This is a genomic window from Janthinobacterium sp. GW456P (assembly GCF_002127655.1).
In the GTDB taxonomy this organism is placed as follows: domain Bacteria; phylum Pseudomonadota; class Gammaproteobacteria; order Burkholderiales; family Burkholderiaceae_D; genus Janthinobacterium.
The window spans coordinates 37520-59512 of record NZ_NEHB01000038.1; the positions used below are offsets into that span (position 1 = coordinate 37520).

24 protein-coding genes are annotated in these 21993 nt (G+C 62.8%); 23 read left to right on the top strand and 1 reads right to left on the bottom strand.

Going from position 1 to position 21993, the window contains the following annotated elements:
• Positions 1-158 precede the first annotated feature (158 nt).
• The 9 genes from CBW66_RS25390 to CBW66_RS25430 all read left to right on the top strand — a co-directional run bounded on the left by CBW66_RS25390 (position 159) and on the right by CBW66_RS25430 (position 10048).
• Complete coding sequence (locus tag CBW66_RS25390) at positions 159-1730, top strand: diguanylate cyclase (RefSeq protein ID WP_086140132.1); 1572 nt, start codon at positions 159-161, stop codon at positions 1728-1730.
• A 339-nt stretch (positions 1731-2069) separates the two neighbouring features.
• Complete coding sequence (locus CBW66_RS25395) at positions 2070-3581, top strand: flagellin (RefSeq protein WP_086140133.1); 1512 nt, start codon at positions 2070-2072, stop codon at positions 3579-3581.
• Positions 3582-3665: 84 nt separating this feature from the next.
• Positions 3666-4037, top strand: a complete 372-nt coding sequence (locus CBW66_RS25400; RefSeq protein ID WP_086140134.1) for a flagellar protein FlaG — start codon at positions 3666-3668, stop codon at positions 4035-4037.
• A gap of 231 nt (positions 4038-4268) precedes the next feature.
• Positions 4269-6950 (top strand): flagellar filament capping protein FliD, encoded by a 2682-nt coding sequence (fliD, locus tag CBW66_RS25405; protein WP_230492066.1) that lies wholly within the window; start codon positions 4269-4271, stop codon positions 6948-6950.
• Between the two features lie 22 nt (positions 6951-6972).
• Entirely contained in the window at positions 6973-7419 is a 447-nt protein-coding gene (fliS, locus tag CBW66_RS25410) for a flagellar export chaperone FliS (RefSeq protein WP_086140135.1), read from the top strand.
• Between the two features lie 3 nt (positions 7420-7422).
• A complete protein-coding gene (locus tag CBW66_RS25415; protein WP_070222370.1) occupies positions 7423-7749 on the top strand; it encodes a flagellar protein FliT in 327 nt (108 codons plus the stop codon).
• A 26-nt stretch (positions 7750-7775) separates the two neighbouring features.
• Positions 7776-8957 carry a flagellar hook-length control protein FliK gene (locus CBW66_RS25420; RefSeq protein WP_086140136.1) on the top strand — a complete coding sequence of 394 codons (1182 nt, stop codon included), beginning with the start codon at positions 7776-7778 and terminating at the stop codon, positions 8955-8957.
• The gene (locus tag CBW66_RS25425; protein ID WP_086140137.1) at positions 8950-9276 is read left to right on the top strand and encodes an EscU/YscU/HrcU family type III secretion system export apparatus switch protein; all 327 of its coding nucleotides are present in this window, start codon (positions 8950-8952) and stop codon (positions 9274-9276) included. The genes CBW66_RS25420 and CBW66_RS25425 overlap by 8 nt, the downstream gene beginning before the upstream one ends.
• A gap of 10 nt (positions 9277-9286) precedes the next feature.
• A complete protein-coding gene (locus CBW66_RS25430; RefSeq protein ID WP_086140138.1) occupies positions 9287-10048 on the top strand; it encodes a flagellar brake protein in 762 nt (253 codons plus the stop codon).
• A 36-nt stretch (positions 10049-10084) separates the two neighbouring features.
• On the opposite strand, the gene fliE is transcribed toward CBW66_RS25430, so the two are convergent.
• On the bottom strand, positions 10085-10387 hold the full coding sequence (gene fliE, locus CBW66_RS25435; RefSeq protein ID WP_230492065.1) for a flagellar hook-basal body complex protein FliE: 303 nt from the start codon (positions 10385-10387) through the stop codon (positions 10085-10087).
• Positions 10388-10463: 76 nt separating this feature from the next.
• Here fliE and CBW66_RS29130 point away from each other — a divergent pair, with 76 nt between their 5' ends.
• From CBW66_RS29130 to fliR, 14 genes are all read left to right on the top strand, one after another.
• Complete coding sequence (locus CBW66_RS29130; protein WP_170933031.1) at positions 10464-10640, top strand: hypothetical protein; 177 nt, start codon at positions 10464-10466, stop codon at positions 10638-10640.
• 75 nt (positions 10641-10715) lie between these two features.
• Positions 10716-12431, top strand: a complete 1716-nt coding sequence (gene fliF, locus CBW66_RS25440; protein WP_086140140.1) for a flagellar basal-body MS-ring/collar protein FliF — start codon at positions 10716-10718, stop codon at positions 12429-12431.
• Positions 12424-13422, top strand: coding sequence for a flagellar motor switch protein FliG (gene fliG / locus CBW66_RS25445; RefSeq protein WP_034754023.1), 999 nt, complete (start codon positions 12424-12426; stop codon positions 13420-13422). The genes fliF and fliG overlap by 8 nt, the downstream gene beginning before the upstream one ends.
• Positions 13423-13465: 43 nt before the next feature.
• Positions 13466-14167 carry a flagellar assembly protein FliH gene (locus CBW66_RS25450; RefSeq protein WP_086140152.1) on the top strand — a complete coding sequence of 234 codons (702 nt, stop codon included), beginning with the start codon at positions 13466-13468 and terminating at the stop codon, positions 14165-14167.
• Positions 14168-14256: 89 nt separating this feature from the next.
• Entirely contained in the window at positions 14257-15573 is a 1317-nt protein-coding gene (fliI, locus tag CBW66_RS25455) for a flagellar protein export ATPase FliI (RefSeq protein ID WP_230492076.1), read from the top strand.
• A gap of 32 nt (positions 15574-15605) precedes the next feature.
• Positions 15606-16046, top strand: coding sequence for a flagellar export protein FliJ (gene fliJ, locus CBW66_RS25460; RefSeq protein ID WP_086140142.1), 441 nt, complete (start codon positions 15606-15608; stop codon positions 16044-16046).
• A 19-nt stretch (positions 16047-16065) separates the two neighbouring features.
• Complete coding sequence (locus tag CBW66_RS25465) at positions 16066-17352, top strand: flagellar hook-length control protein FliK (protein WP_086140143.1); 1287 nt, start codon at positions 16066-16068, stop codon at positions 17350-17352.
• A 186-nt stretch (positions 17353-17538) separates the two neighbouring features.
• Positions 17539-18051 (top strand): flagellar basal body-associated protein FliL, encoded by a 513-nt coding sequence (gene fliL, locus CBW66_RS25470; RefSeq protein WP_086140144.1) that lies wholly within the window; start codon positions 17539-17541, stop codon positions 18049-18051.
• A 6-nt stretch (positions 18052-18057) separates the two neighbouring features.
• Positions 18058-19044, top strand: coding sequence for a flagellar motor switch protein FliM (gene fliM / locus CBW66_RS25475; protein ID WP_070220128.1), 987 nt, complete (start codon positions 18058-18060; stop codon positions 19042-19044).
• 50 nt (positions 19045-19094) lie between these two features.
• The gene (fliN, locus tag CBW66_RS25480; RefSeq protein WP_070220130.1) at positions 19095-19529 is read left to right on the top strand and encodes a flagellar motor switch protein FliN; all 435 of its coding nucleotides are present in this window, start codon (positions 19095-19097) and stop codon (positions 19527-19529) included.
• A complete protein-coding gene (gene fliO / locus CBW66_RS25485; protein WP_086142979.1) occupies positions 19526-20113 on the top strand; it encodes a flagellar biosynthetic protein FliO in 588 nt (195 codons plus the stop codon). Before fliN ends, fliO begins: the two co-directional genes overlap by 4 nt.
• Entirely contained in the window at positions 20103-20879 is a 777-nt protein-coding gene (gene fliP, locus CBW66_RS25490) for a flagellar type III secretion system pore protein FliP (RefSeq protein WP_086140146.1), read from the top strand. Before fliO ends, fliP begins: the two co-directional genes overlap by 11 nt.
• 10 nt (positions 20880-20889) lie before the next feature.
• Positions 20890-21159 carry a flagellar biosynthesis protein FliQ gene (gene fliQ, locus CBW66_RS25495; protein ID WP_034754044.1) on the top strand — a complete coding sequence of 90 codons (270 nt, stop codon included), beginning with the start codon at positions 20890-20892 and terminating at the stop codon, positions 21157-21159.
• Between the two features lie 16 nt (positions 21160-21175).
• Positions 21176-21993 (top strand): flagellar biosynthetic protein FliR (gene fliR / locus CBW66_RS25500; RefSeq protein ID WP_086153684.1); only part of this gene is annotated, 818 nt, incomplete at its 3' end.

A 21993-nucleotide genomic window follows, 5' to 3' on the forward strand; every position in this document is an offset into this window, starting at 1 on the left:
CTTCTCCTTGCTTCTCGCACAATAAGTTCTTTGCCAACTCGCATATCATGAGGATAATGAGAAATATCTAAAAAGGCTGTGCCTACATGTCCAGTAAATTGCCATCCTCACCAGCAGGCGCTACCGCTGGCGCCACGAATACCGCCGCCGCTGCGGCGATGAACCCGGCCGATATCGCGCGCGAAGCGTTTCGCCGCCTGGCCACGCGCCGCATCGCCCCCACGCCGAGCGCCTACCGCGATATCTACAATGAAATCGCGGGCATCAGCGAACCGGCCGAAACGCCAGCTACGCCGGGAGCCGTGCTGGCCGCCAGCGCCCCCACGGAGAGCGGCGCGGAAAACGTCCTGACGCAATTCGCCGCCAAGATGAGCGAATCGGCGGGCGAACTGGGCGACTTTGGCAAGCGTTTCCAGCGCGCCCTGAAAGCGCGCGACTGGGACGGCTATGCACGTACCCTGGCGCAACTGGCCGAGAAACAGGTCAAGAAAGGCGGCGGCATCGAATTGCCGCCCCTGCCGGATGGCGAACAGACGCGCACCCTGCGTGAATTGCTCAGCCGCACCCTCGGCTTTGCCGTCGCCACCTTGCTGACGGGCACGCCCGCCCTGGTGGAAGAGGCAGAGTCCTTGGGCGCCGCCATCAAGCTGGCCCATACGGAAGAAGCGCTGAACGAAGCGGCCCTGCGCCTGAAACAGCTGTGCTACCAGATCGAACTGAAGAGCGGCGACACGGCAGAGCAGCAGGAACTGCTGCTGCGCCTGTTCAAGCTGCTGCTGGACAACGTCAGCCAGTTGCTCGACGACGACAGCTGGCTGCGCGGCCAGGTCGATGCCGTGCAAAACCTGATCGCCGGTCCGCTCGACCAGCGCGCGCTGGAAGACGCCACGCGCAGCCTGAAGGAAGTCATCTACAAGCAAAGCCAGCTCAAGCACAGCTTGTCCGACGTCAAGCTGACGGTCAAGAACATGATGATGACCTTCATCGACCGCCTGAGCCAGGTGGCGGCCAGCACGGGCGACTTCCACGAAAAGATCGGCGGCTATTCGGAAAAGATCAGCCAGGCGGAAAATATCAGCGAACTGAACAGCGTTCTCGACGAAGTCCTGCGCGAAACGCGCATGGTGCAGACGGAAGCCTTGCGCGCACGCGACAAGATGGTGCTGGCGCGCCAGGAAGTGCAGGAGGCGGAGCAGCGCATCCACACGCTGGAAGCGAAGCTCCAGCATATGAGCGAACTGGTGCGCGAAGACCAGCTGACGGGCAGCCTGAACCGCCGCGGCCTGGACGACGTGTTCGAGCGCGAGACGGCCCGTTCCGACCGCCGCGGCACGCCGCTGTGCATCGCCATGCTGGACCTGGACGACTTCAAGCGCCTGAACGACACCTACGGCCACCTGGCCGGCGACGCCGCCCTGAAACACCTGGTGAAGATCGTCAAGGAAACCCTGCGCTCGATGGACGTCATCGCCCGCTTCGGCGGCGAGGAATTCCTCATCCTGCTGCCGGAAACCACGGTAGAGGCGGCCTCATCGACGATGACGCGATTGCAGCGCGAGCTGACCCGGCACTTCTTCCTGCACGATAACGAAAAAGTCCTGATCACCTTCTCCGCCGGCGTGGCCCTGCGCCAGCCCAACGAAGACCAGGCCGAACTGGTGAAACGCGCCGACCGCGCCATGTACCAGGCCAAGCAGACGGGCAAGAACCGGGTGGTGGTGGCGGACTGAATCTTATTCATCTCACGCCATGCCGTCCCGCCGTCCGGCCGGACGGCATTTTTCATGCTAAAACAATAATAAATTTACCCTGCGCCCATGTTTCCATGATCTACGCGACATAAAAATAAAACTATTTTCACCCTCAAGTTTCCCTAAATCATGTCGCCTAGCGCATGGCCAGCGACAAACTGAAGGGCAAAAAAATAAAATTTAAAGCTGTTTTCGCCATAAATTTTCCCGCAGAGCAACCGTTACCCTAAACAACAGCGGCTTGATTGTCCCGGAACAGCGGGGCAGGCCAAAGTGAACGGCACTTAGCACAATGTAGTACCTGTTTGGAGAATTATCATGGCTGCAGTAATTAATACCAATATTTCGTCTCTGAATTCGCAACGCAACCTGTCGACCTCGCAGTCGGCCTTGACCACCTCGCTGCAACGCCTGTCCTCCGGCTTTCGCATCAACAGCGCCAAGGATGATGCCGCTGGCCTGGCAATTTCCGACCGCATGACGTCGCAAATCCGCGGCATGACGCAAGCGACCCGCAATGCAAACGACGGCGTCTCGCTGGCTCAAACGGCCGAGGGTGCACTGTCGAGCTCTGGCGACATCCTGCAACGTATCCGCGAACTGGCAGTGCAATCGTCGAACGCCACCAACTCGTCGAGCGACCGTCAGGCTCTGCAAACCGAGGTAGGCCAATTGGGTTCGGAACTGAACCGCATCGCCCAAACCACGTCGTTCAACGGCCAGGCGCTGCTGGACGGTACCATGGGCACGGCCAACTTCCAGGTCGGCGCGGACGCCAACCAGCTGATTTCGGCCAGCGGCGCAAACTTCCTGACCAATACCTACGGCAACAACCGTATTGAGAACGATGCTGTTGCAGTCAAAGCAACGACGACCAACGTTGCCGATGCAAAAACCATCACCATCAACGGCAAGCTCGGTTCCGCTACCTACACGACGGCCACCGCCGCCGTAGGTCCTCCAGCTGTTCTGTCGGATACGGCTCAATCGATCGCTGCTGGTATCAACCAGAAAACCAGCGCCACCGGTGTCACCGCTACGGCAAAAACGGAAACCAACCTGGCCTTGGCCGCTGAATCGTATTCGTTCGAGATCGCTTCGGACAACGATCCAGCAAAGACTCCTGTTACCGTCTCGTTCGCAGTGGGCGGCAGCGCAAGCAGCGCCACCGACTTCGCGGCAGGCATCAACGCCATCAATGCCCAATCGGCAAAGACCGGCGTAACGGCCCAGTACGACACGAAAAACGGCGGTATCAAGCTGAGCAATTCCAATGGCGCTGACATCAAGCTCACCAACGGCGCGACGGCCAACACCAAGTTCGACGTTGCCAGCTACAAGCTCGACGGCACCAAGACGACAGCAGTCGACAACAAAGGCGCTTCAGGTGTCGCTGTTGCCAACGGCAAAGTGACGTTTGACTCGGACAGCAGCTTCTCCGTCAGCGATGCCGGTTCGGGCTTGGGTCTGGGTGCCACAGCAGCTGGCACCGCCAACCAGGGTTCGTCACTGAAGTCCGTCGCCTCGATCGACATCACGACGTTCGACGGTGCCCAGCTGGCCTTGAAAATCGCCGATGCAGCCTTGTCGACGGTCAACAGCCAACGCGCTCAGTACGGTGCATTGCAATCGCGCTTCGCCTCGGCGATCTCGAACCTGCAATCGACCACGGAAAACCTGTCGGCATCGCGCAGCCGCATCGTCGATACGGACTTTGCGGCGGAAACGGCCAACATGACCCGCGGCCAGATCCTGCAACAAGCTGGTACGGCCATGCTGGCGCAAGCGAACTCGCTGCCAAACGGCGTCCTGAGTCTGCTGCGCGGCTAATCTCCGATTAGCCAGGCAACAACGTAGGACTCTGATTCCCCTGCCGGATTTTTTCGGCAGGGGAATTTTCACTAGGAGAGCACCATGACTATCGATACGATAGCGGCCGCCTCCGCGGCCAGGATAGATAAGAGTTATACCGCGACGGATACGTCGGCGGCGCGCCCGGCGGCGCCACGCACGACGACGGAAAACGACACAGTTGCACCACAGCAAGCCAGCAAGGAACCCAGCCGCGAGCAGTTGAACAAGGCGGTATCGGAGCTGAACCAGTCATCGCAAATAAAAACGCAAGGCATTGAATTTTCCATCGACGAGGACAGCCAACGCACGGTGGTCAAGGTCATCGACCAGGAAACCAAGGAAGTGCTGCGCCAGATTCCCACGCGGGAAGCGCTGGAGCTGGCCAAGACGTTCGATTCGGCCAAGGGTTCCCTGATTAGCCAAAGCGCATAAGATGATGGCATTGTCCACGCAAGCGCAGCATCGTGGCAGCACGCATCAGCAGTATCCCGGGGCCAGGTAGCCTGACTACCGGCCTCGCATTTTATTGCGAATAAAGCAATATTTTCTTTTTTCCCTCCCGCCTTTTTGCTTCGCCTGAAAACAGCGCGGTAAATCCCCCTCTCAAGTCCTGATTGATTCTGCCGATAACAGCTTATATTAGCGTTTTCCTAGGAGCATTCCGTGGCCATCACCCCTACAATTTCATCCGTTGGCATCGGCGCCGGCGCCAGCGGCCTGGATGTGAATGCCCTCATCGACAAGCTGATGGCGGCCGAAGCTGTGCCGCTGAATACCTTTGACAAGAAAACAGCGTCCTACCAGGCCAAGCTCAGCGCGCTGGGCACCCTCAGCGGTTCCGTCAGCAGTTTCCAAAGTTCGCTGTCGGCACTGACCAACTCGAATAACTTCCGCGCCGTCAGCGCCACGCCATCTGATCCGCTGGTGTTGTCGGCCAGCGCTGGCGCCAAGGCGGTGGCCGGCAGCTACAACATTAACGTTTCCCAGCTGGCCCAGGCGCAGACACTGACGTCCGGCGGCATGGCCAGCAAACTGTCGACCATCGGCAGCGGCGCCAAGACCACCGTGTCCTTCCAGCTGGGTTCGCTCGCCGGCGGCACCTTTGGCGTAACAGGCACGGCACTGGGTGGCAGCACCCTGCTCACGGGCGTCAGCAACGGCTCGCTGATTATCAATGGCACGGCCATCCCGACGGATGCCAGCACCAAGAGCGCGCGTGCGCTGGCTGACGCCATCAATGCCAAGAGCAGCACCACGGGCGTGACGGCCACTGCCCAGCCGACGGCCAGCAGCGCCAGCATGTTCACCGGTTTCGGCAACATTGCCACCGGCGCGGATGGCACGTATTCACTGTCGGTTGGCGGCATCGAGATCGTTACGCAAGGCAACGGCGTCGCCGCAGGCAGCGGCATCACCGCCGCCTCGCTCGATACGACACTGGCTGGCCCGAATGCCGTCTCGAACGCGCTGGCCGCCGCGAATATCACCGTCACAGGCACGGCAGCCGGCGGCAATCTGCAATTTACGCGCGCCGATGGTTCCAATATCAATATCGAGGAAGTGGTCACGGGCAGCACCATGGGCGGCATCGGCCATGCCTCCAATGCCGCCAACAACGGTTCGAACGTGACGATTGCCAGTTCGATCACCCTGGCTTCGGGCAATGCCAGCCCCATCACCATCGCCGGCAGCAATCCGGCGGCAGCCGGACTGACGGCGGGTTCGGGCGGCGCCTATATGAATACGGGCTTCACGCAGGATGGCACGCAAGCCACAGGTTCGGTGGTGATCGACTCCACCAACAACACCTTGCAGGGCATACGCGACGCCATCAACAACGCCAGTCTCGGCGTGACCGCCAGCATCGTTTCCGATGGCAGCGACAAGCCGTATCACCTGGTGCTCAGCTCGACCAAGACGGGCGCCAATTCAGCCATGAAGATCACGCTCAGCGGCAGTGATGGCCAGCCCGCCGACAGCGCCTTGAGCAGTCTGCTGGCTTACGATGTGGCTGGCGCACAAAACTTGAAACAGAACAGCGCGGCCCAGAACACCATGTTCAGCGTCAACGGCATCGCCATCACCAGCAGTTCGAACAGCGTCGATACGGCGATCGAAGGGGTCACCCTGGGCATCAGCAAGATAGGCACGTCCAGCCTGTCGGTAGCCAAAGATACAACAACGGTCAAGACCAGCATCACCGCCTTCGTCAAGGCCTACAACGATCTGAATTCCGCGATCGGCAAAATGACGGCGTATAACCCCGATACCAAGACGGGCGGGGTACTGCTCGGCGACTCCACCGTGCAATCGATCCAGACCCAGTTGCGTCGGCAGCTGGGCATGCCGATTACAGGCTTGGGCAGCAGCATGAACACCTTGAGCCAGGTAGGCATTTCCTTTCAAAAGGATGGCAGCCTGACCCTGGACACAAGCAAACTCGACAAGGCGATCAGCGCGAACTTCAGCGACATCGCCGGCCTGTTCTCGGCCATCGGCAAGGCCAGCGACAGCAACGTCGCGTTTACCAGCTCGACCGCGGCCACCAAGCCCGGGACCTATGACCTGACCATCACCACCATGGCCAGCCAGGGTTCGCTCACATCGGATGCCGCGATACCGGCCAGCACCACGATTGCCAGCGATACCACCTGGAATGTCACCCTGAACGATACGGAACCCTCGGCCGCGAAGAACACGGCCAAGGTGACGATCCCGGCTGGCACCTACACCCCGACGCAGCTGGCCTCGCTGGTGCAGTCGTCGATCAACGGCGTGAAGGCGTTCTCGGACATCGGCTCGACGGTTTCCGCCGCGATCGATGGCACCGGCAAACTGGTCCTTTCCTCAAGTCGCTATGGTTCCGTCTCCAACCTCGCCGTGAGCAGCGACACCGGGACTGGCATTGGAACCCTGTTTGGCACAGCCAAACCCATCAAAGGCACCGACGTGGCCGGTACGCTGGGCGGGCAACCGGTCGTCGGCTCGGGCCAGACCCTGACGGGCGCCCCGGGCTCGCCAGCCGAAGGCTTGAAAATTGAAGTCACTGGAGGCGTCACCGGCTCGCGCGGCACGGTCAGCTTTTCGCAAGGGTATGCCTACCAATTGAACAACCTGGCGACTTCCTTCCTGGGCACGGATGGCATGATCACCGGACGCACGAACGGCATCAATGAAACCCTGAAGTCAGTGGCGGCGCAGCGCGATAAATTCAGCGCAAAGTTGACCGAAATCGAAGCACGCTACCGCGCCCAATACACGCGCCTCGACGTTACGCTAAGCAAATTGCAGTCCACGCAAACTTATTTGACCCAGCAGTTGGCTTCCATCGCCGCCAACCGTTAAGCGCTATCATCAGGAGAAATATATGTTTGGAACCCAACAACGCGGCGTCAACGCCTATGCCAAGGTCGGCCTGGAAACGGGCATCGGCTCGGCCTCGCCGCACAAGCTGATCGTCATGCTGTACGACGGCGCCCTGGTGGCCGTGCTCAGCGCGCAGATGCACATGAATTCAGGCAACATCCCGGAAAAGGGCAAATCCATCTCGAAAGCCATCCAGATCATCGACAATGGCTTGCGCGCCAGCCTGGACAAGGAAGTGGGCGGCCAGATCGCCGAAGGCCTCGACGCCCTGTATGAATACATGAGCGCGCGCCTGCTGGCGGCCAACATCCACAACGATCTTGGCATGCTGGAAGAAGTACAGCGCCTGCTGACCGACCTGCGCGAAACCTGGAACGCCATCGGCGCCACGCCGGCCGCCATTCCCGGCGCCGATTTGAAACGTATGCCCAGCCTTGCGAGCGCCTGATCCATGATGACCCATCAAGAAGTCCTGACCACCTACGAAGCCATGCAGACCCTGACGGGCCGGATGGTGACCGCCGCTACCAACGCCGACTGGGACGAGCTCGAAGCGCTGGAACAGCGCATCAGCGCGCATGTGGCTGCGCTGAAGGCGAATGAAGAAAAAGTCGTGCTGGAAAGCGCCGGACGCCAGCGCAAGGTCGCCCTGATCAAGCAGATCCTGGAAGACGACCGCAAGATCCGCGACCTCACCATGCCGTGGATGGCGCAATTGTCCAAGCTGATCAACAGCACGGGCACCGAGCGGCGCCTGGCCAACGCCTACGGCGTCTAAACGCCCACGGGGCAAGGCTAGCTATCATGTTGCCGAAGATGGATGCGATCGGCATGACGCCCCTGACTCCGGTCAAGTCCACGCGGGCAGCCGATGCCGTCGCCGACCCGCGCCAGGCCGAGTTCCAGCGCTCGCTGCAGGGACTGATCGGCAAATCCATGCAGGGTCAAGTGCTGGCCCGCATGGGCGACGGCAGCTTTCTCGTGCGCGTGGCCGGCACGCCAGCCCGCATGCAGCTGCCCGCCGGCGCCCAGCCGGGCACTGAGATTCCCCTGACCTTGATCGGTATCCATCCCCGCCCTTCTTTTCAAATCGGCAATAACCGCGACCAGCCCGCCAGCCCCCTGCTCACCTATGCGGACGCGGAAGCCGAGCCCGAGGCTGCCGACCTGCGCGGCCCCCAGGCCGGCGCCGCCCAGGCCGGCACGCGCGCCAGCAGCACGGCCGCCACCCTGCTCAGCCGCGCACCGCTGACGCCAGCCAATCTGCTGCCCGCCCTGGCCAGCGACACGCCGGCGCCCGAGCTGAGCACCACCGCGCGCGCCATCAGCACGGTGCTCAGTCAGGCGGAAAGCGTGCCCGGCGCGCCCCTCTCGCTGGTCGGCAAGACGCCGCTGATGGCCACGCCAAACGCCGCCCCGGCCCAGGTAGCCCAGAAACTGCAGGATGCCGTCGGCAGCAGCGGCCTGTTCTATGAATCGCATGTGGCCGAATGGGCCGAGGGCAAGCGGCCGCTGGCGTCGCTGCTGCTGGAGCCGCAAATGCAGAAGGCGGCACAGGGCGACATCGCCAAAACGGGCACCGACCTCGCTTCGGCGCAACTGATCAATTTGCAGCTGCATACGCACGAACAGGCACGCGTGCAATGGCAGGGCGAAGCCTGGCCCGGGCAGAAGATGCAATGGGATATCAGCCGCGATGCGCCGGAGGGACAGCAGCACGCCGGCACGCAGGACGACGAGGAAGCGACGGCCTGGCGCAGCAATGTGCGCTTCCAGTTCCCCCTGCTGGGCGATTTGGCCGCGCACGTGGTATTGCAGGGCGGCAGCGTGGCCATCCAGCTGCAAGCGGGCAACGAAGGCAGCGCCGATACCTTGCGCCAGCATGCGGCGCGGCTGGAAGCGTCGCTGGCCGCGGCCGGATGGCCATTGTCATCATTGACGATCGCCGGCAAGCCGCAGGCGGCGGCTGGAGAAGACGATGCTTGACGACGCCAGGCGCAAGGTGCCGCAGACAGCCGTCGCCCTCGCCTACCAGAGCGGCACGCCGGCGCCGAAGGTGGTGGCCAAGGGCAGCGGCCTGATCGCGGACCAGATCATCAGCACGGCGCGCGAACATGGCGTCTTCGTGCATGAGTCGAAGGAATTGGTGGCGCTGCTGATGGATGTCGACCTGGACCGCCAGATTCCGCCCGGCCTGTATCGGGCGATTGCGGAACTGCTGGCCTGGTTATATCATATTGAATCTGCGAATGGCGGACCGATTCCGCCGCCGCCCGACACCAGCGTCAACCTCACCGATACATAGACAGGCATCAATGCAAGCACATATTTTGGATTCCGGCCTCGAAAACTGGCATGATTTTGAAGTGGAATCGCGGCGGGAAATCATTGCCTTGCTGCGCGGCATCAGCGAAAAGAACCAGCTGATCCGCATGCTGGTCCACGGTGAGTCCGATGTGTGCGTCACGTCCATCCTGGAAGTCGATGCCGACCACAACACCGTCATCCTCGACCGTTCCGTGAACGCCGACCAGAATCGGCGCATGGTGGCCGCCACCGGCATTTCGTTTGAAACCTCGCTCGACAAGATCCGCATCCTGTTTACCAGCGCCTTGGTGGAAGAGTGCAACTATGGCGGCACGCCCGCCCTGAAAATTGCCATTCCTGAAACACTGATCCGCTTGCAGCGGCGCGAGTATTACCGCATGACAACGCCCGTGAGCAATCCCGTGCGCGTGGCGATTCCCCTGCCGCCCTCGCTGGGCGGCGCCGATACCCTGTTTCCGCTGGCCGACATCAGCTGCGGCGGCATCGCCATCCTCGACAATAAACTGATGCTGGGCGAAACCATCGGCAGGGACTATCCCGGCTGCCGCATCGACTTGCCCGATGTCGGCATCGTCACCGCGACTTTACAAATTCGCAATTCGCTGGACATGACCCTGCTGAACAACAAGCTGAACCGCCGCCTCGGCTGCCAGTTCGTCGACCTGCCGCGCAGCATGCTGGCGCACGTGCAGCGCTATATCACGCGGCTGGAGCGTGAGAGAAATGCACGGATGGCGGGGTTGGGTTAACAGCGGGGGCCAGACCTGATCGGTCTGTCCCCAGCCTTATACCTGCATATTCATGATCTCATGATACGCAGCAACTAATTTATTCCTTACCTGTACCGTCGCCTGGAATTCGATGCTCGACTTTTGCATCGCTACCATCACGTCCGACAGGCTGACCTTTTCGTCGCCCATGGTAAAGCGCTGCCCAAGCGCCGACGAAGCCTGTTGCGCGCCGCTCACGGAGTCCAGCGCGCTCTTGAAGGCATCGGCAAAACTCACCTTCGCCGCCGGCATCTCGGTCTGGATCGCCGGTATTTTCGCCTCCGGCCGCGTGGCCGCCGACTTCAGTTGCGCGATCATCGCCTCGATCCTGCTGCTATCGATACCGCCTGTTTTCACTTTGCCTCCCGATTCTCGTGTGCTTCATGACTGTTCCATGCCTGTTGCACCCAGAGAACAAAACCCTGGCTTGCAAGGCAACGACGGGTACAATAACTTCCGTCACATGTTGCCAGGGTTCCACAATACCAGCGCCAACGCCAGCCGCTCGGCCGAGCAGGCGGCAAAAGCGCCTTCTATTTGGACGATTGAAGCGCGTGACAGTGGCGGATAATTCTGCATATCGCCCCCTCCTCCAGTGGAAGCGGCCCCCACTCATTAGCAAACATACGCGCCCCGGAAGGCAATCATGGCTGTAGCCGAAGAAATCGATGTGAACCGCATACCACCGGAACCGGCGCCTGGCCGCTCGCCCGTGGAGTCCGTGCAAGCCTTCGCCAAGACGCCGATGGGCAAGAATTTTCTGCGCGGCCTGGGCGTGGCGGCACTGGTTGCCATCGGCGTGGCCCTGTACATGTGGAACCAGCCGCCCGAATACAAAGTCCTGTTTTCCAACTACACGGACCGCGACGGCGGCGCCATCACCGCGTCGCTGGACCAGCTGGGCATCAAACACAAGTTTTCCGAAGGCGGCGGCGCCATTCTCGTGCCGTCCGAGCAAGTCCATGACGCCCGCCTGAAACTGGCCGCGCAAGGCTTGCCGAAGGGCGGCAACGTGGGCTTCGAGCTGATGGAAAACCAGAAGCTCGGCGTCTCGCAATTCCTCGAACAGGTCAATTTTCAGCGCGCCCTCGAGGGCGAACTGGCGAAATCGATCGAATCGGTGTCCGCCGTCGATACGGCGCGTGTCCACCTGGCGCTGCCCAAACCGTCCGTCTTCGTGCGCGAACAGCAAAAACCGACAGCTTCCGTGCTGCTGAACCTGCACCCGGGCCGCGGCCTGGACCAGCTGCAGGTGAGCGCCATCGTGCACCTGGTGGCGTCGAGCGTGCCGGAATTGCTGCCGATCAATGTCACCGTGGTCGACCAGGCCGGCACCCTGCTGTCGAACCAGGAAAAGGACAAGGACCGCGCCAACGGCATCAAGAGCCTGGACCCGAACCAGCTGAAATACGTGCAGCAATTGCAGCAAAGCGTGATCAAGCAGGTCGAATCGATCTTGCTGCCCATCGTCGGCGAAGGCAATGTGCGCGCCGAGGCGACGGCCGACGTGGATTTCTCGCAAAGCGAGCAGGCGGCCGAAACCTACAAGCCGAACTCGCCGCCGGAAGCGTCGACCATCCGCAGCCAGCAAACGAGCGAATCGACGGGCGCCGGCAATGCCAATCCTTCCGGCGTGCCGGGCGCGCTGTCGAACCAGCCGCCAGGCGTGGCGACGGCGCCATTGACGGCCGAGGCGCCGGGCGCCCCGGCTGGCGCGCCGACGGCGCCGACACAGAAGGAATCGACGACGAATTATGAAGTCGACAAGACCGTGCGCTACGAGCAGAAATCCATGGGCGGCCTGCGCCGCCTGTCGGTGGCCGTCGTCGTCAACTACCGCCGCAGCTTCGACAAGGATGGCAAGGTCACGGTCAAGCCGATTTCGCCTGCCGAAATGGTCCAGATCAACAATCTGGTCAAGGAAGCGATGGGCTACAACAAGGAGCGCGGCGACAGCTTCAGCGTGGCCAACTCGCCGTTCGACGGCATCGAGCGCGCGCCGGAAGGCAAGCTCGAGTGGTGGCGCGATCCGGCCAACTTGCCGCTGGCCAAGGAACTGGCGAAATTCCTCATCACGGCCCTGATCCTGCTGTATATCTTCATCAAGATCGTGCGCCCGATGCTGCGCCCCGTGATGCGCAAGATCGACGATTTCGGCGCCCCGCCGCCCGTCATCGAGCCGGAACTGCCGAAGACGGACGAGGAAAACGAAGTCCTGCTCAGCGAAGCGGAGCTGGAAGAACTGGAAGAAGACACGGCGCGCGGCTACCGCGAAAACCTGGCGATGGCCCGCAAACTGGCGCAGGAAGACCCGCGCGTGGTGGCCAACGTCATCAAAGCATGGATAGGCAATAATGACTGAGACAACGGGACTGCAAAAAGCATCGATCCTGATGCTGGCACTGGGCGAGAGCGAAGCGGCCGAGGTCATGAAATTCCTCGGCCCGCGCGAAGTGCTGAAACTGGGCGCCGCCATGGCCACCATGAAGGGCATCGCACACGAGCAGGTGGTCGAGGTGCTCGGCGACTTCCGCGCGCAGACGGAACTCAATTCCACCGTCGGCCTCGATTCGGACGAATATATCCGGCAAGTGCTCACCAAGGCGCTGGGCGACGACAAGGCGTCCGTGCTGCTGTCGCGCATCCTGGGCGGCAAGGATGCGTCCGGCATCGAATCGCTGAAATGGATGGATTCGCAATCCGTGTCCGAGCTGATCCGCAACGAACACCCGCAGATCATCGCCACCATCCTGGTCCACCTGGAACGCGACCAGGCGTGCGAAATCCTCGGCCACTTCACGGACCGCCTGCGCAACGACGTGGTCTTGCGCATCGCCACCCTGGACGGCGTGCAGCCGGCCGCCTTGCGCGAACTCAACGACGTGCTGACGAAACTGCTGTCGGGTAACGAAAACATCAAGAAATCATCGCTGGGCGGCGTGCGCGCGGCAGCCGAGATCCTGAACTTCATGAGCGGCGAGCAGGAAGGCTCCGTCATGGACAATATCAAGAACTACGACAACGACATGGCGCAAAAGATCATGGACGAAATGTTCGTGTTCGACAACGTGATCGATATCGACGACCGCGGCATCCAGCTGCTGCTGCGCGAAGTGCAGTCGGAAATGCTGATCATCGCCCTGAAGGGCGCCTCGCAGGAACTGCGCGACAAGATCTTCAAGAACATGTCGCAGCGCGCCGGCGAGATGATGCGCGAAGACCTCGAATCGAAAGGCCCCGTGCGCCTGTCGGAAGTGGAATCGCAGCAGAAACAGATCCTGCAGATCGTGCGCCGCCTGGCGGACGAGGGACAGATTGTCTTAGGCGGAAAAGGCGAGGATTCGTTTGTCTAATTTGATTCCCAAAGAGCAGCAAACCGCTTACCAGCGCTGGGAAATGACCTCGTTTGGCGACGAGCGCCCCAGCGTGGTGGCGGCGCGCAAGCTGCTCGAACCGGAGCCCGAACCGGAATTCGATCCATTTGCCGAGCTGCACGAGGAAGAGCCGGCCCCGCCGCTCGAATACCCGACGCAGGAAGAACTCGACGCGATCCGCGAGGAAGCGCGCGCCACGGCCTTCGAGGAAGGCCGCGCTGCCGGCTATGCGGAAGGCCACGCGGCCGGACATGCCGACGGCCATGCCGAATCGTACGCACAAGGCAAAGCTGCCTCGGCCGTGGAACTGGCGCATTTGCAAACCATCGCCGTCGACTTCGGCACGGCCGTGCACCAGGCCGACGAACTGATCGCCAACGACGTGATGGAACTGGCCCTGCAGCTGGCCAAGGGCATGCTGAAAACGGCCCTGCCCGTGCGCCCCGAGCTGATGCTGCCGATGGTGCGCGAAGCCATCGAATACTTGCCCGTGCTGCAACAGCCGGCCTTGCTGATGCTCAACCCGGAAGACGCGCAGGTGGTGCGCGACGGCATCGGCGATGAGCTCGACAAGGGCGGCTGGAGAGTCATCGAAGACCCCAGCGTGGAACGCGGTGGTTGCAAGATCGACACGGCCAGCAACCAGATCGACGCGCAAGCGTCCACCCGCTGGCAGCGCCTGACGCATGCGCTGGGCAAAGACCTGGACTGGCTGGCGCCGTGAGCGAGCCCGTCAAAGGCCCTGCTGCCCATGCGGGGCGCTGGCGCGCCTACCTGAGCGATTGTTCGGCCGTGGTCGGCTTTGTCGAACCGATGCAAATTTCGGGCCGGGTCACGCGCGTGGCCGGCCTGGTGATGGAAGCCGTGGGCTTGCGCCTGGCCGTCGGCGCCGCCTGCACCGTGCCGCTGCCCAATGGCGGCCGGGTCGAGGCGGAAGTGGTGGGTTTTGAAGGCGACCGCCTGTTTTTGATGCCGCAAAGCGACGTCGAGGGCATCGTGCCCGGCACGCGCGTGTTTTCCGTCGAGCCGGCCATCCCCCGCCCCGGCAGCGTGGCGCACCCGCGCCGCCGCCCCAGCGACCGCGCGCGCCACCTGCCCGTCGGGCCGCAACTGCTGGGCCGCGTGCTCGACGGCGCGGGCCGTCCGCTTGACCAGCTGGGCCCGCTGCACACGACCGACAGCGCCCCCATCAACGTGCGCCCCGCCAATCCCCTGGGCCGCGCGCCCATCGTCGATACGCTCGACGTGGGCGTACGCTCGATCAACGCCATGCTGACTGTGGGCCGTGGCCAGCGCATGGGCCTGTTCGCCGGTTCCGGCGTCGGCAAGAGCGTGCTGCTGGGCATGATGGCCCGCTACACGGAAGCGGACGTGATCGTCGTCGGCCTGATCGGCGAACGCGGACGCGAAGTCAAGGAATTCATCGAGCAAATCCTCGGCCCCGAAGGCCTGGCACGCTCCGTCGTCGTGGCCGCGCCGGCCGACACGCCGCCGCTGATGCGCCTGCAAGGGGCCGCGTATGCGACGGCGATTGCCGAACACTTCCGCGACCAGGGGCAAAACGTGCTGCTGATCATGGATTCGCTGACCCGCTATGCCATGGCGCAGCGCGAAATCGCCCTGGCCATCGGCGAGCCGCCCGCCACCAAGGGCTATCCGCCCTCCGTCTTCGCCAAGCTGCCCGTGCTGGTGGAGCGGGCCGGCAATGGCGAGGAAGGCGGCGGCTCGATCACGGCCTTCTACACCGTGCTGACCGAGGGCGACGACCAGCAGGATCCGATCGCCGACTCGGCGCGCGCCATCCTGGACGGGCATATCGTGCTGAACCGCCGCCTGGCCGAAGCGGGCCATTATCCCGCCATCGACATCGAGCAATCGATTTCGCGTGCCGCCCACTCGATCACCACGCACGAGCACCAGCAGCGGGCGCGCAAGCTCAAGCAACTGTATTCGCGCTATGAACGCAGCCGCGACCTGATCAGCGTCGGCGCCTACAGCGCCGGCACCGACCCCGTGCTGGACCAGGCCATCGCCCTGCATGAAAAGATCGAGGCGTTTTTGCAACAGCAGATCACGGAGCGGGTCAGCATGGACGAGAGCTTGGGGCAACTTACCGCTCTATTCGACTGATTGGGACTTGCATAGCGGGAATATAATCAGCCATGGCTTCTCCTTCCCAACTTGCAACCCTGATCGACCTCGCCCAGCGCGAAACGGACGATTGCGCCAAGCGCCTGGGCGCGGCCCTGAAAGCGCTCGACGATTGCCGCCAGAAGCTGGACATGCTGTCCGGCTACCGCGACGACTATGCCAAGCGCTTCGAAGCGAGCATGAGCAGCGGCATCACGCCCATGGCTTACCGCAACTTCCAGGCTTTCATGGTCAAGCTCGACAGCGCAATCATGGGCCAGCAGCAAGTGGTCGAGCATGCGCAGGCGCGCAGCGAGAATGAAAAGATGCGCTGGCAGCTGGCCGAACGCAGGCGCATGTCGTACACCACCCTGAACAACCGGGCGCAGGAACAGGCGCTGAAGCTGGAAAACAAGCGCGACCAGAAAGCAATGGATGAGCACGCGGCGCGACAAGCCTATTACAAACGCTAAGCAACACTGAGGCAGCATCATGCAAACCCAGCCAACACCGATTTCCCAGATCATCTCGCCAAACGCCACGCCCGGCGCCGCCAACCGCGGCCAGGCGCCCGCCAGCGGCACGCCGGGCGACTTCCAGCGCACCCTGAACCGCCAGATCGAGCAACGCCAGGCCAGCCGTAATATGGCGCAAGCGCCGGCGCCGGCACGCCCCGCCAGTCCTGCGGCCACGCCAGCGCCCGCGACGCCGGCGCCCGCCAATGAAGCGAAGCCGGCGCAAGCGGGCACCGAACAGGCGGCCAGCAGCGAACAGCCGCCCGCATCAGCTACCGAGGCGGCGCCCCCCGCCAACGGCGACGGTGACAGCGCCACGGCAGAGGCCAGCGTGCCCGCCGTTCCCGCGACGACAGTCACGCCGCCGGCCGATCCGGCCGCCGAGATGCTGGCCCTCGTGGGCAGCATCCAGCTGGCCATCCAACCGCCAGTGGCAGCCGCCAAGGCCGTGCCGGAACTGCCGGCGCGCGCCAGCGTCAAGGCCGACGGCAAGGGCCTGGCAACCGGGCCGTTACTGGCAGCCGGCCAGGGCAGCGGCAAGGCCGCCGCCACCGTCATCGCGCAAGCGGACAGCGGCGACTTTGCCGACAGCCTGGGCCAGGCCCAGGGCAAAGTGGCCGCCACACCAGGCGCCAGCGTGCCGGCAGGCAAGGCCGAGCCGGGCAAGCTGGCCGTCGACGCCCAGTTGGCGGCCACCGCCAAGGCGGGCGCCGCCGTAGCCGAACCAATCCTCAAGGAAACGCCTGCCGACCTGAGCCGCCTTGCGGCCCAGTTGCAGCCGAGCGCGCTGCAGCAGGCCGCGGCCGCCGTGGCCGTGCCGGCCGACAAGCTGACGGGCCGGGTCGGCTCGCCGGCCTGGGACCAGCAACTGGGGCAGAAAGTCGTGTGGATGGCGGCCGGCGGCGACCAGAGCGCCACCCTGACCCTGAATCCGCCCGATCTGGGGCCCGTGCAGGTGGTCCTGACAGTCACCAATGACCAGGCCGATGCCGCCTTCATGTCGGCCCAGCCGGAAGTACGCCAAGCGCTGGAGGCGGCCATGCCGCGCCTGCGCGAAATGATGAGCGAAGCGGGCATCGCCTTCGGCAGCGCCACCGTCTCGGCCGGCACGCCGGAACAGCAAAACCATGGCGAGCGCGCCGCCTCGGGCGAACGCCGTGGCAATGGCCAGGGTGGCGGCGCCTCCGGTGGCGAGATCGCCATCGCGCCGGCATCTGGCGGACGCAGCCGACCCAGCCTGAGTGCCGTCGATACCTTTGCCTGAGGACAATTCGTCGTCCGCAGGCCACAGGCGCGCGCCGCGGCATAACTTTTCGTCTAAAAACAGCGAGTTGAGGGCGCTTCCGCCCTCTTTTCACTGCATCCTTCTGCGCAGAATTTGCCGATAATGACATAATGGCGTCGTGATCCACTTCCATGCACCCGAGTACCATTGAAAGCAAATCCAAAAATGAAAGCAGATCCGAAAGCAGATGCAGGCCTGGCCCCCGCCGGCGCCTCGAAAAAGAAGCTTCTGATCATCGTGCTGGCCTCGGTGCTGGTGGCCGGCGGCGTCGGTGGCGGTGCCGCCTGGTACTTCTTGCATGGCAAGGCCGATAAAGAAGAAGCGGCGCCCAGCAAGAAAAAACACGCCGCTTCCAAGGCCGGTCCGCCCGTTTTCGTCCCCGTCGATGCCTTCACCGTCAACTTGCAGCCGGAAAATGGCGAACAATATCTGCAGATCGCGTTTACCCTGCAGGTGGGCAGTCCGGAAGAAATGGATAGCATCAAACTGAACATGCCGAAAGTGCGCAGCCGCTTGTTGCTGCTACTGTCCGGCAAGAAGGCGTCCGAACTCAATACCGTGGAAGGCAAGCAGCAGCTGGCGGCCGAAATCATCAATCAGGTGAACCAGCCGTTCGAGGACAAAGGGCCGGAGCAGGACGTGACGGACGTATTATTTACCGCATTCATCATTCAATAAGCAGCCATGGCCGATAATTTCCTCTCCCAGGAAGAAGTCGATGCCCTTCTGAAGGGCGTCAACGGAGACCAGGACGACGCGCAGACGCCGGAAGATGTCACGGGAGTTCGTACCTACAACCTGGCAACCCAGGAGCGCATCGTGCGCGGCCGGATGCCGACGTTGGAAATTATCAACGAGCGTTTCGCCCGGCTGCTGCGCGTGGGCCTGTTCAACTTCCTGCGCCGCAGCGCCGAGGTGTCGGTCGGGTCCGTGCGCGTCTCGAAGTACAGCGAGTTCATCCGTAATCTGGTGGTGCCGACCAATCTGAACCTGGTGCACATGAAGCCGCTGCGCGGCACGGCCCTGATGGTCTTCGATCCGGGCCTCGTCTTCCTGCTGGTCGACAATCTGTTCGGCGGCGACGGACGCTTCCACACACGCGTCGAAGGGCGCGACTTTACGCAGACGGAGCAGCGCATCATCCTGCGCATCCTCGACATCGTCTTCGAGGCCTATACCAAGTCGTGGGAGCCGGTCTTCCCCGTCGAATTCGAATATATCCGTTCAGAAATGAACACGCAGTTCGCCAACATCGCCACGCCGAACGAGGTGGTGGTGGCGTCCACGTTTACGGTGGAACTGGGTTCCGTTTCCGGACAGATCCACTTCTGCATGCCGTATTCGATGATCGAGCCGATCCGCGATTCGCTGACCTCGAGCCTGCAGGGCGAGGCGCTGGAAGTGGACAAGCGCTGGATCCGCCTGATGACGCAGCAGATCCAGATCGCCGAAGTCGAGCTGGTGGCCTCGCTGGGCACGGCGCGCGTGTCGTTCGACGAGATTTTGAACATGAAGGTGGGCGACATCATCCCCCTGAATATTCCCGAACTGATCGCCGCCACCGTCGATGGCGTGCCCGTGATGGATTGCACGTATGGCGTGCTGAACGGACAATATGCATTGAAGGTGGAGAAACTCCTCGCCAATGCCGATAACATGAACAATCATTAAAAAATACCCGGGCCGTGCTGCGGCCCGCATCTGTACAACAGGAGAAACACATGTCTGACAACCAAGACGACCAAAGCGCGGAAGACGATTGGGGCGCGGCCATTGCCGAGCAGGCCAAGGCGGAGGCCGAAGCGCTGCAGAACCAGGCCGCCACTACGGCCAGCGCGGCCAGCGCCGCCGTGTTCAAGGACTTTTCCAAGCAGGCATCGAAGTCGGAAACGCACAACGATATCGATTTCATCCTCGATATTCCCGTGCAGCTGACGGTCGAACTGGGCCGCACCAAGATCGCCATCAAGAACCTGCTGCAACTGGCGCAGGGTTCCGTGGTCGAGCTCGACGGTCTGGCCGGCGAACCGATGGACGTGCTGGTCAACGGCTGCCTGATCGCCCAGGGCGAAGTGGTGGTGGTCAATGACAAGTTCGGCATCCGCCTGACCGACATCATCACGCCTTCCGAACGCATCCGAAAATTGAATAAATGAAGCCTGGCCTGTTGATTTCCACCCTGCTGCCGCTGCTGGCGGCATGCAGCATTGCCCACGCGGAACCGGCAGCCGCGTCGGCGCCGGCGGCCGGCGCCGCCAGTGCTTCCGTCGCGCTCGCAAGCGAGACAGCGCCAGCGGCCGCGGCGGTAGCCGCCGCGTCTGCCGCCGCCTCACCCGCCGCCGCCCTGCCCGCCATGCCGGCGGGCGCGCCCATGACGATGGCACCGACAAGCTCGGCCGGCAGCCTGCTGCAAACCATCCTCGCGCTGATGTTCGTGCTGGCCCTGCTGATCGGCCTGGCCTGGTTCATGAAACGCTATGGCCCCAAGGTCATGGGCGGCAACAACAAGATGCGCGTCGTCAGTTCGCTCAACCTGGGCGGGCGCGAACGCATCGTCCTCGTCGAAGTGGCCGACCAGTGGATCGTCGTCGGCGCCTCGCCCGGCAGGATCAACGCGCTGGCCACCCTGCCGCGCCAGGAAGGCGAGTTGCCGCAGCTGGCGACGGCGCAAAACGGCCCCGCGGCCGCCAATTTTTCCGAGTGGCTGAAACAGACCATCGAAAAACGCAATGGGAAATAAGCAGCAGATGGCGTGGTCCACCTTGAAGACTCCCCTGACCTGGCTGCTGGCGGCCGCCGCCCTGGCCTTGCCGCTGTGGGCGCTGGCCGAACCGGGCATCCCGGCCTTCAACAGCACGCCGGCGCCGGGCGGCGGCCAGAATTACTCGCTGCCGGTGCAGACGCTCATCCTGATGACGTCGCTCACCTTCCTGCCGGCGGCGCTCTTGATGATGACTTGCTTTACGCGCATCATCATCGTGCTGTCCCTGCTGCGCCAGGCCATCGGCACGCAATCGGCGCCACCGAACCAGGTGCTGGTGGGGCTGGCCCTGTTTTTGACCCTGTTCGTCATGGGCCCCGTGTTCGACAAGATCTACACGGATGCGTATCAACCGTATCAGGAAAACAAGATCACCATGCAGCAGGCGATGGACAAGGGCGTCGATCCCCTGAAAACCTTCATGCTCAAGCAGACGCGCCAGGCCGACCTGGCCCTGTTCGCAAAGATGTCGCGTTCGGCTGCCCTGCAAGGTCCGGAAGACGTGCCGCTGCGCATCCTCGTGCCCGCCTTCGTCACAAGCGAACTGAAGACGGCGTTCCAGATCGGCTTTGCCATCTTCATCCCGTTTTTGATCATCGACATGGTGGTCGCCAGCGTGCTGATGTCGATGGGCATGATGATGATGTCGCCCGCGACGATCTCGCTGCCGTTCAAGCTGATGCTGTTCGTGCTCGTCGACGGCTGGCAGTTGCTGCTGGGCTCGCTGTCACAGAGTTTTTACTAGGGGAAGTACGATGACACCCGAAAGCGTCATGACCCTGGGCCGCCATGCGATGGAAATCACCCTGATGGTGGCCGCGCCCATGCTGCTCGTCGCCCTCATCATCGGCTTGATCGTCAGTATCTTCCAGGCGGCCACGCAGATCAACGAGGCGACCCTGTCCTTCATTCCCAAGCTGGTCGGCATCTTCGTCGCCATCGTCGTGGCCGGCCCGTGGATGCTGTCCGTCATGCTCGACTACATGCGCCAGGTGTTCACGGGCATCCCGAACCTGGTGGGCTAGTGCCGCGCTTGTTGCCATGCTGACCCTGTCCAGCATCGAACTGAACACGTGGATCGCAGCACTGCTGTGGCCGCTTAGCCGCATCCTCGGCCTGATCGCGGCCGCGCCCCTGTTCGGCAACGCGGCCGTGCCGGCCACCGTCAAGGTGACCCTGGGCGCGCTGCTGGCCATGATCATCGCCCCCACCGTGCCGGCCTTGCCTGCCATCAACCCGATGTCCTTGCCCGGTCTGCTGATCCTCACGCAAGAGATGCTGGTCGGGCTGGCCATGGGCTTTTCCATCCGCATTGTGTTTTCCGCCATCGAAATGGCAGGTGAACTCAGCAGCCTCACCATGGGCCTGGGCTTCGCCTCGTTCTTCGATCCGCAAACCAAGGGCAGGTCGTCCGCCATCAGCCAGTTCCTCGTCATGCTGGCCACCTTGATGTTTTTGACCGTCAACGGCCACTTGGTCTTGCTGGCGGCGCTGGCGGAAAGCTTCGTCAGCCTGCCCATTTCGTCGAGTCCCATCAGCGGCGGCGGTTTCCAGCAATTGGCGGCCTGGGGCGGGGAAATCTTCCGTTCCGGCCTGCAAATTTCGCTGCCCATCATCGCCGCCCTGCTGCTGACCAACGTGGCGCTGGGCATCCTAACGCGCGCCGCGCCGCAGCTGAACATCTTCGGCATCGGCTTTCCCGTCACCCTGGGCGTGGGCTTGCTGGTGATCGGCATGGTGCTGCCCTATCTGGCCACGCCGTTCCAGAACATGTTCCTGCGCGGCATAGAAACGGCACGGCTGCTGCCGCGCGGCTTTGCCACGCGCGACCGGCCGCCGCCGCCGGCGCCGCCGAATCC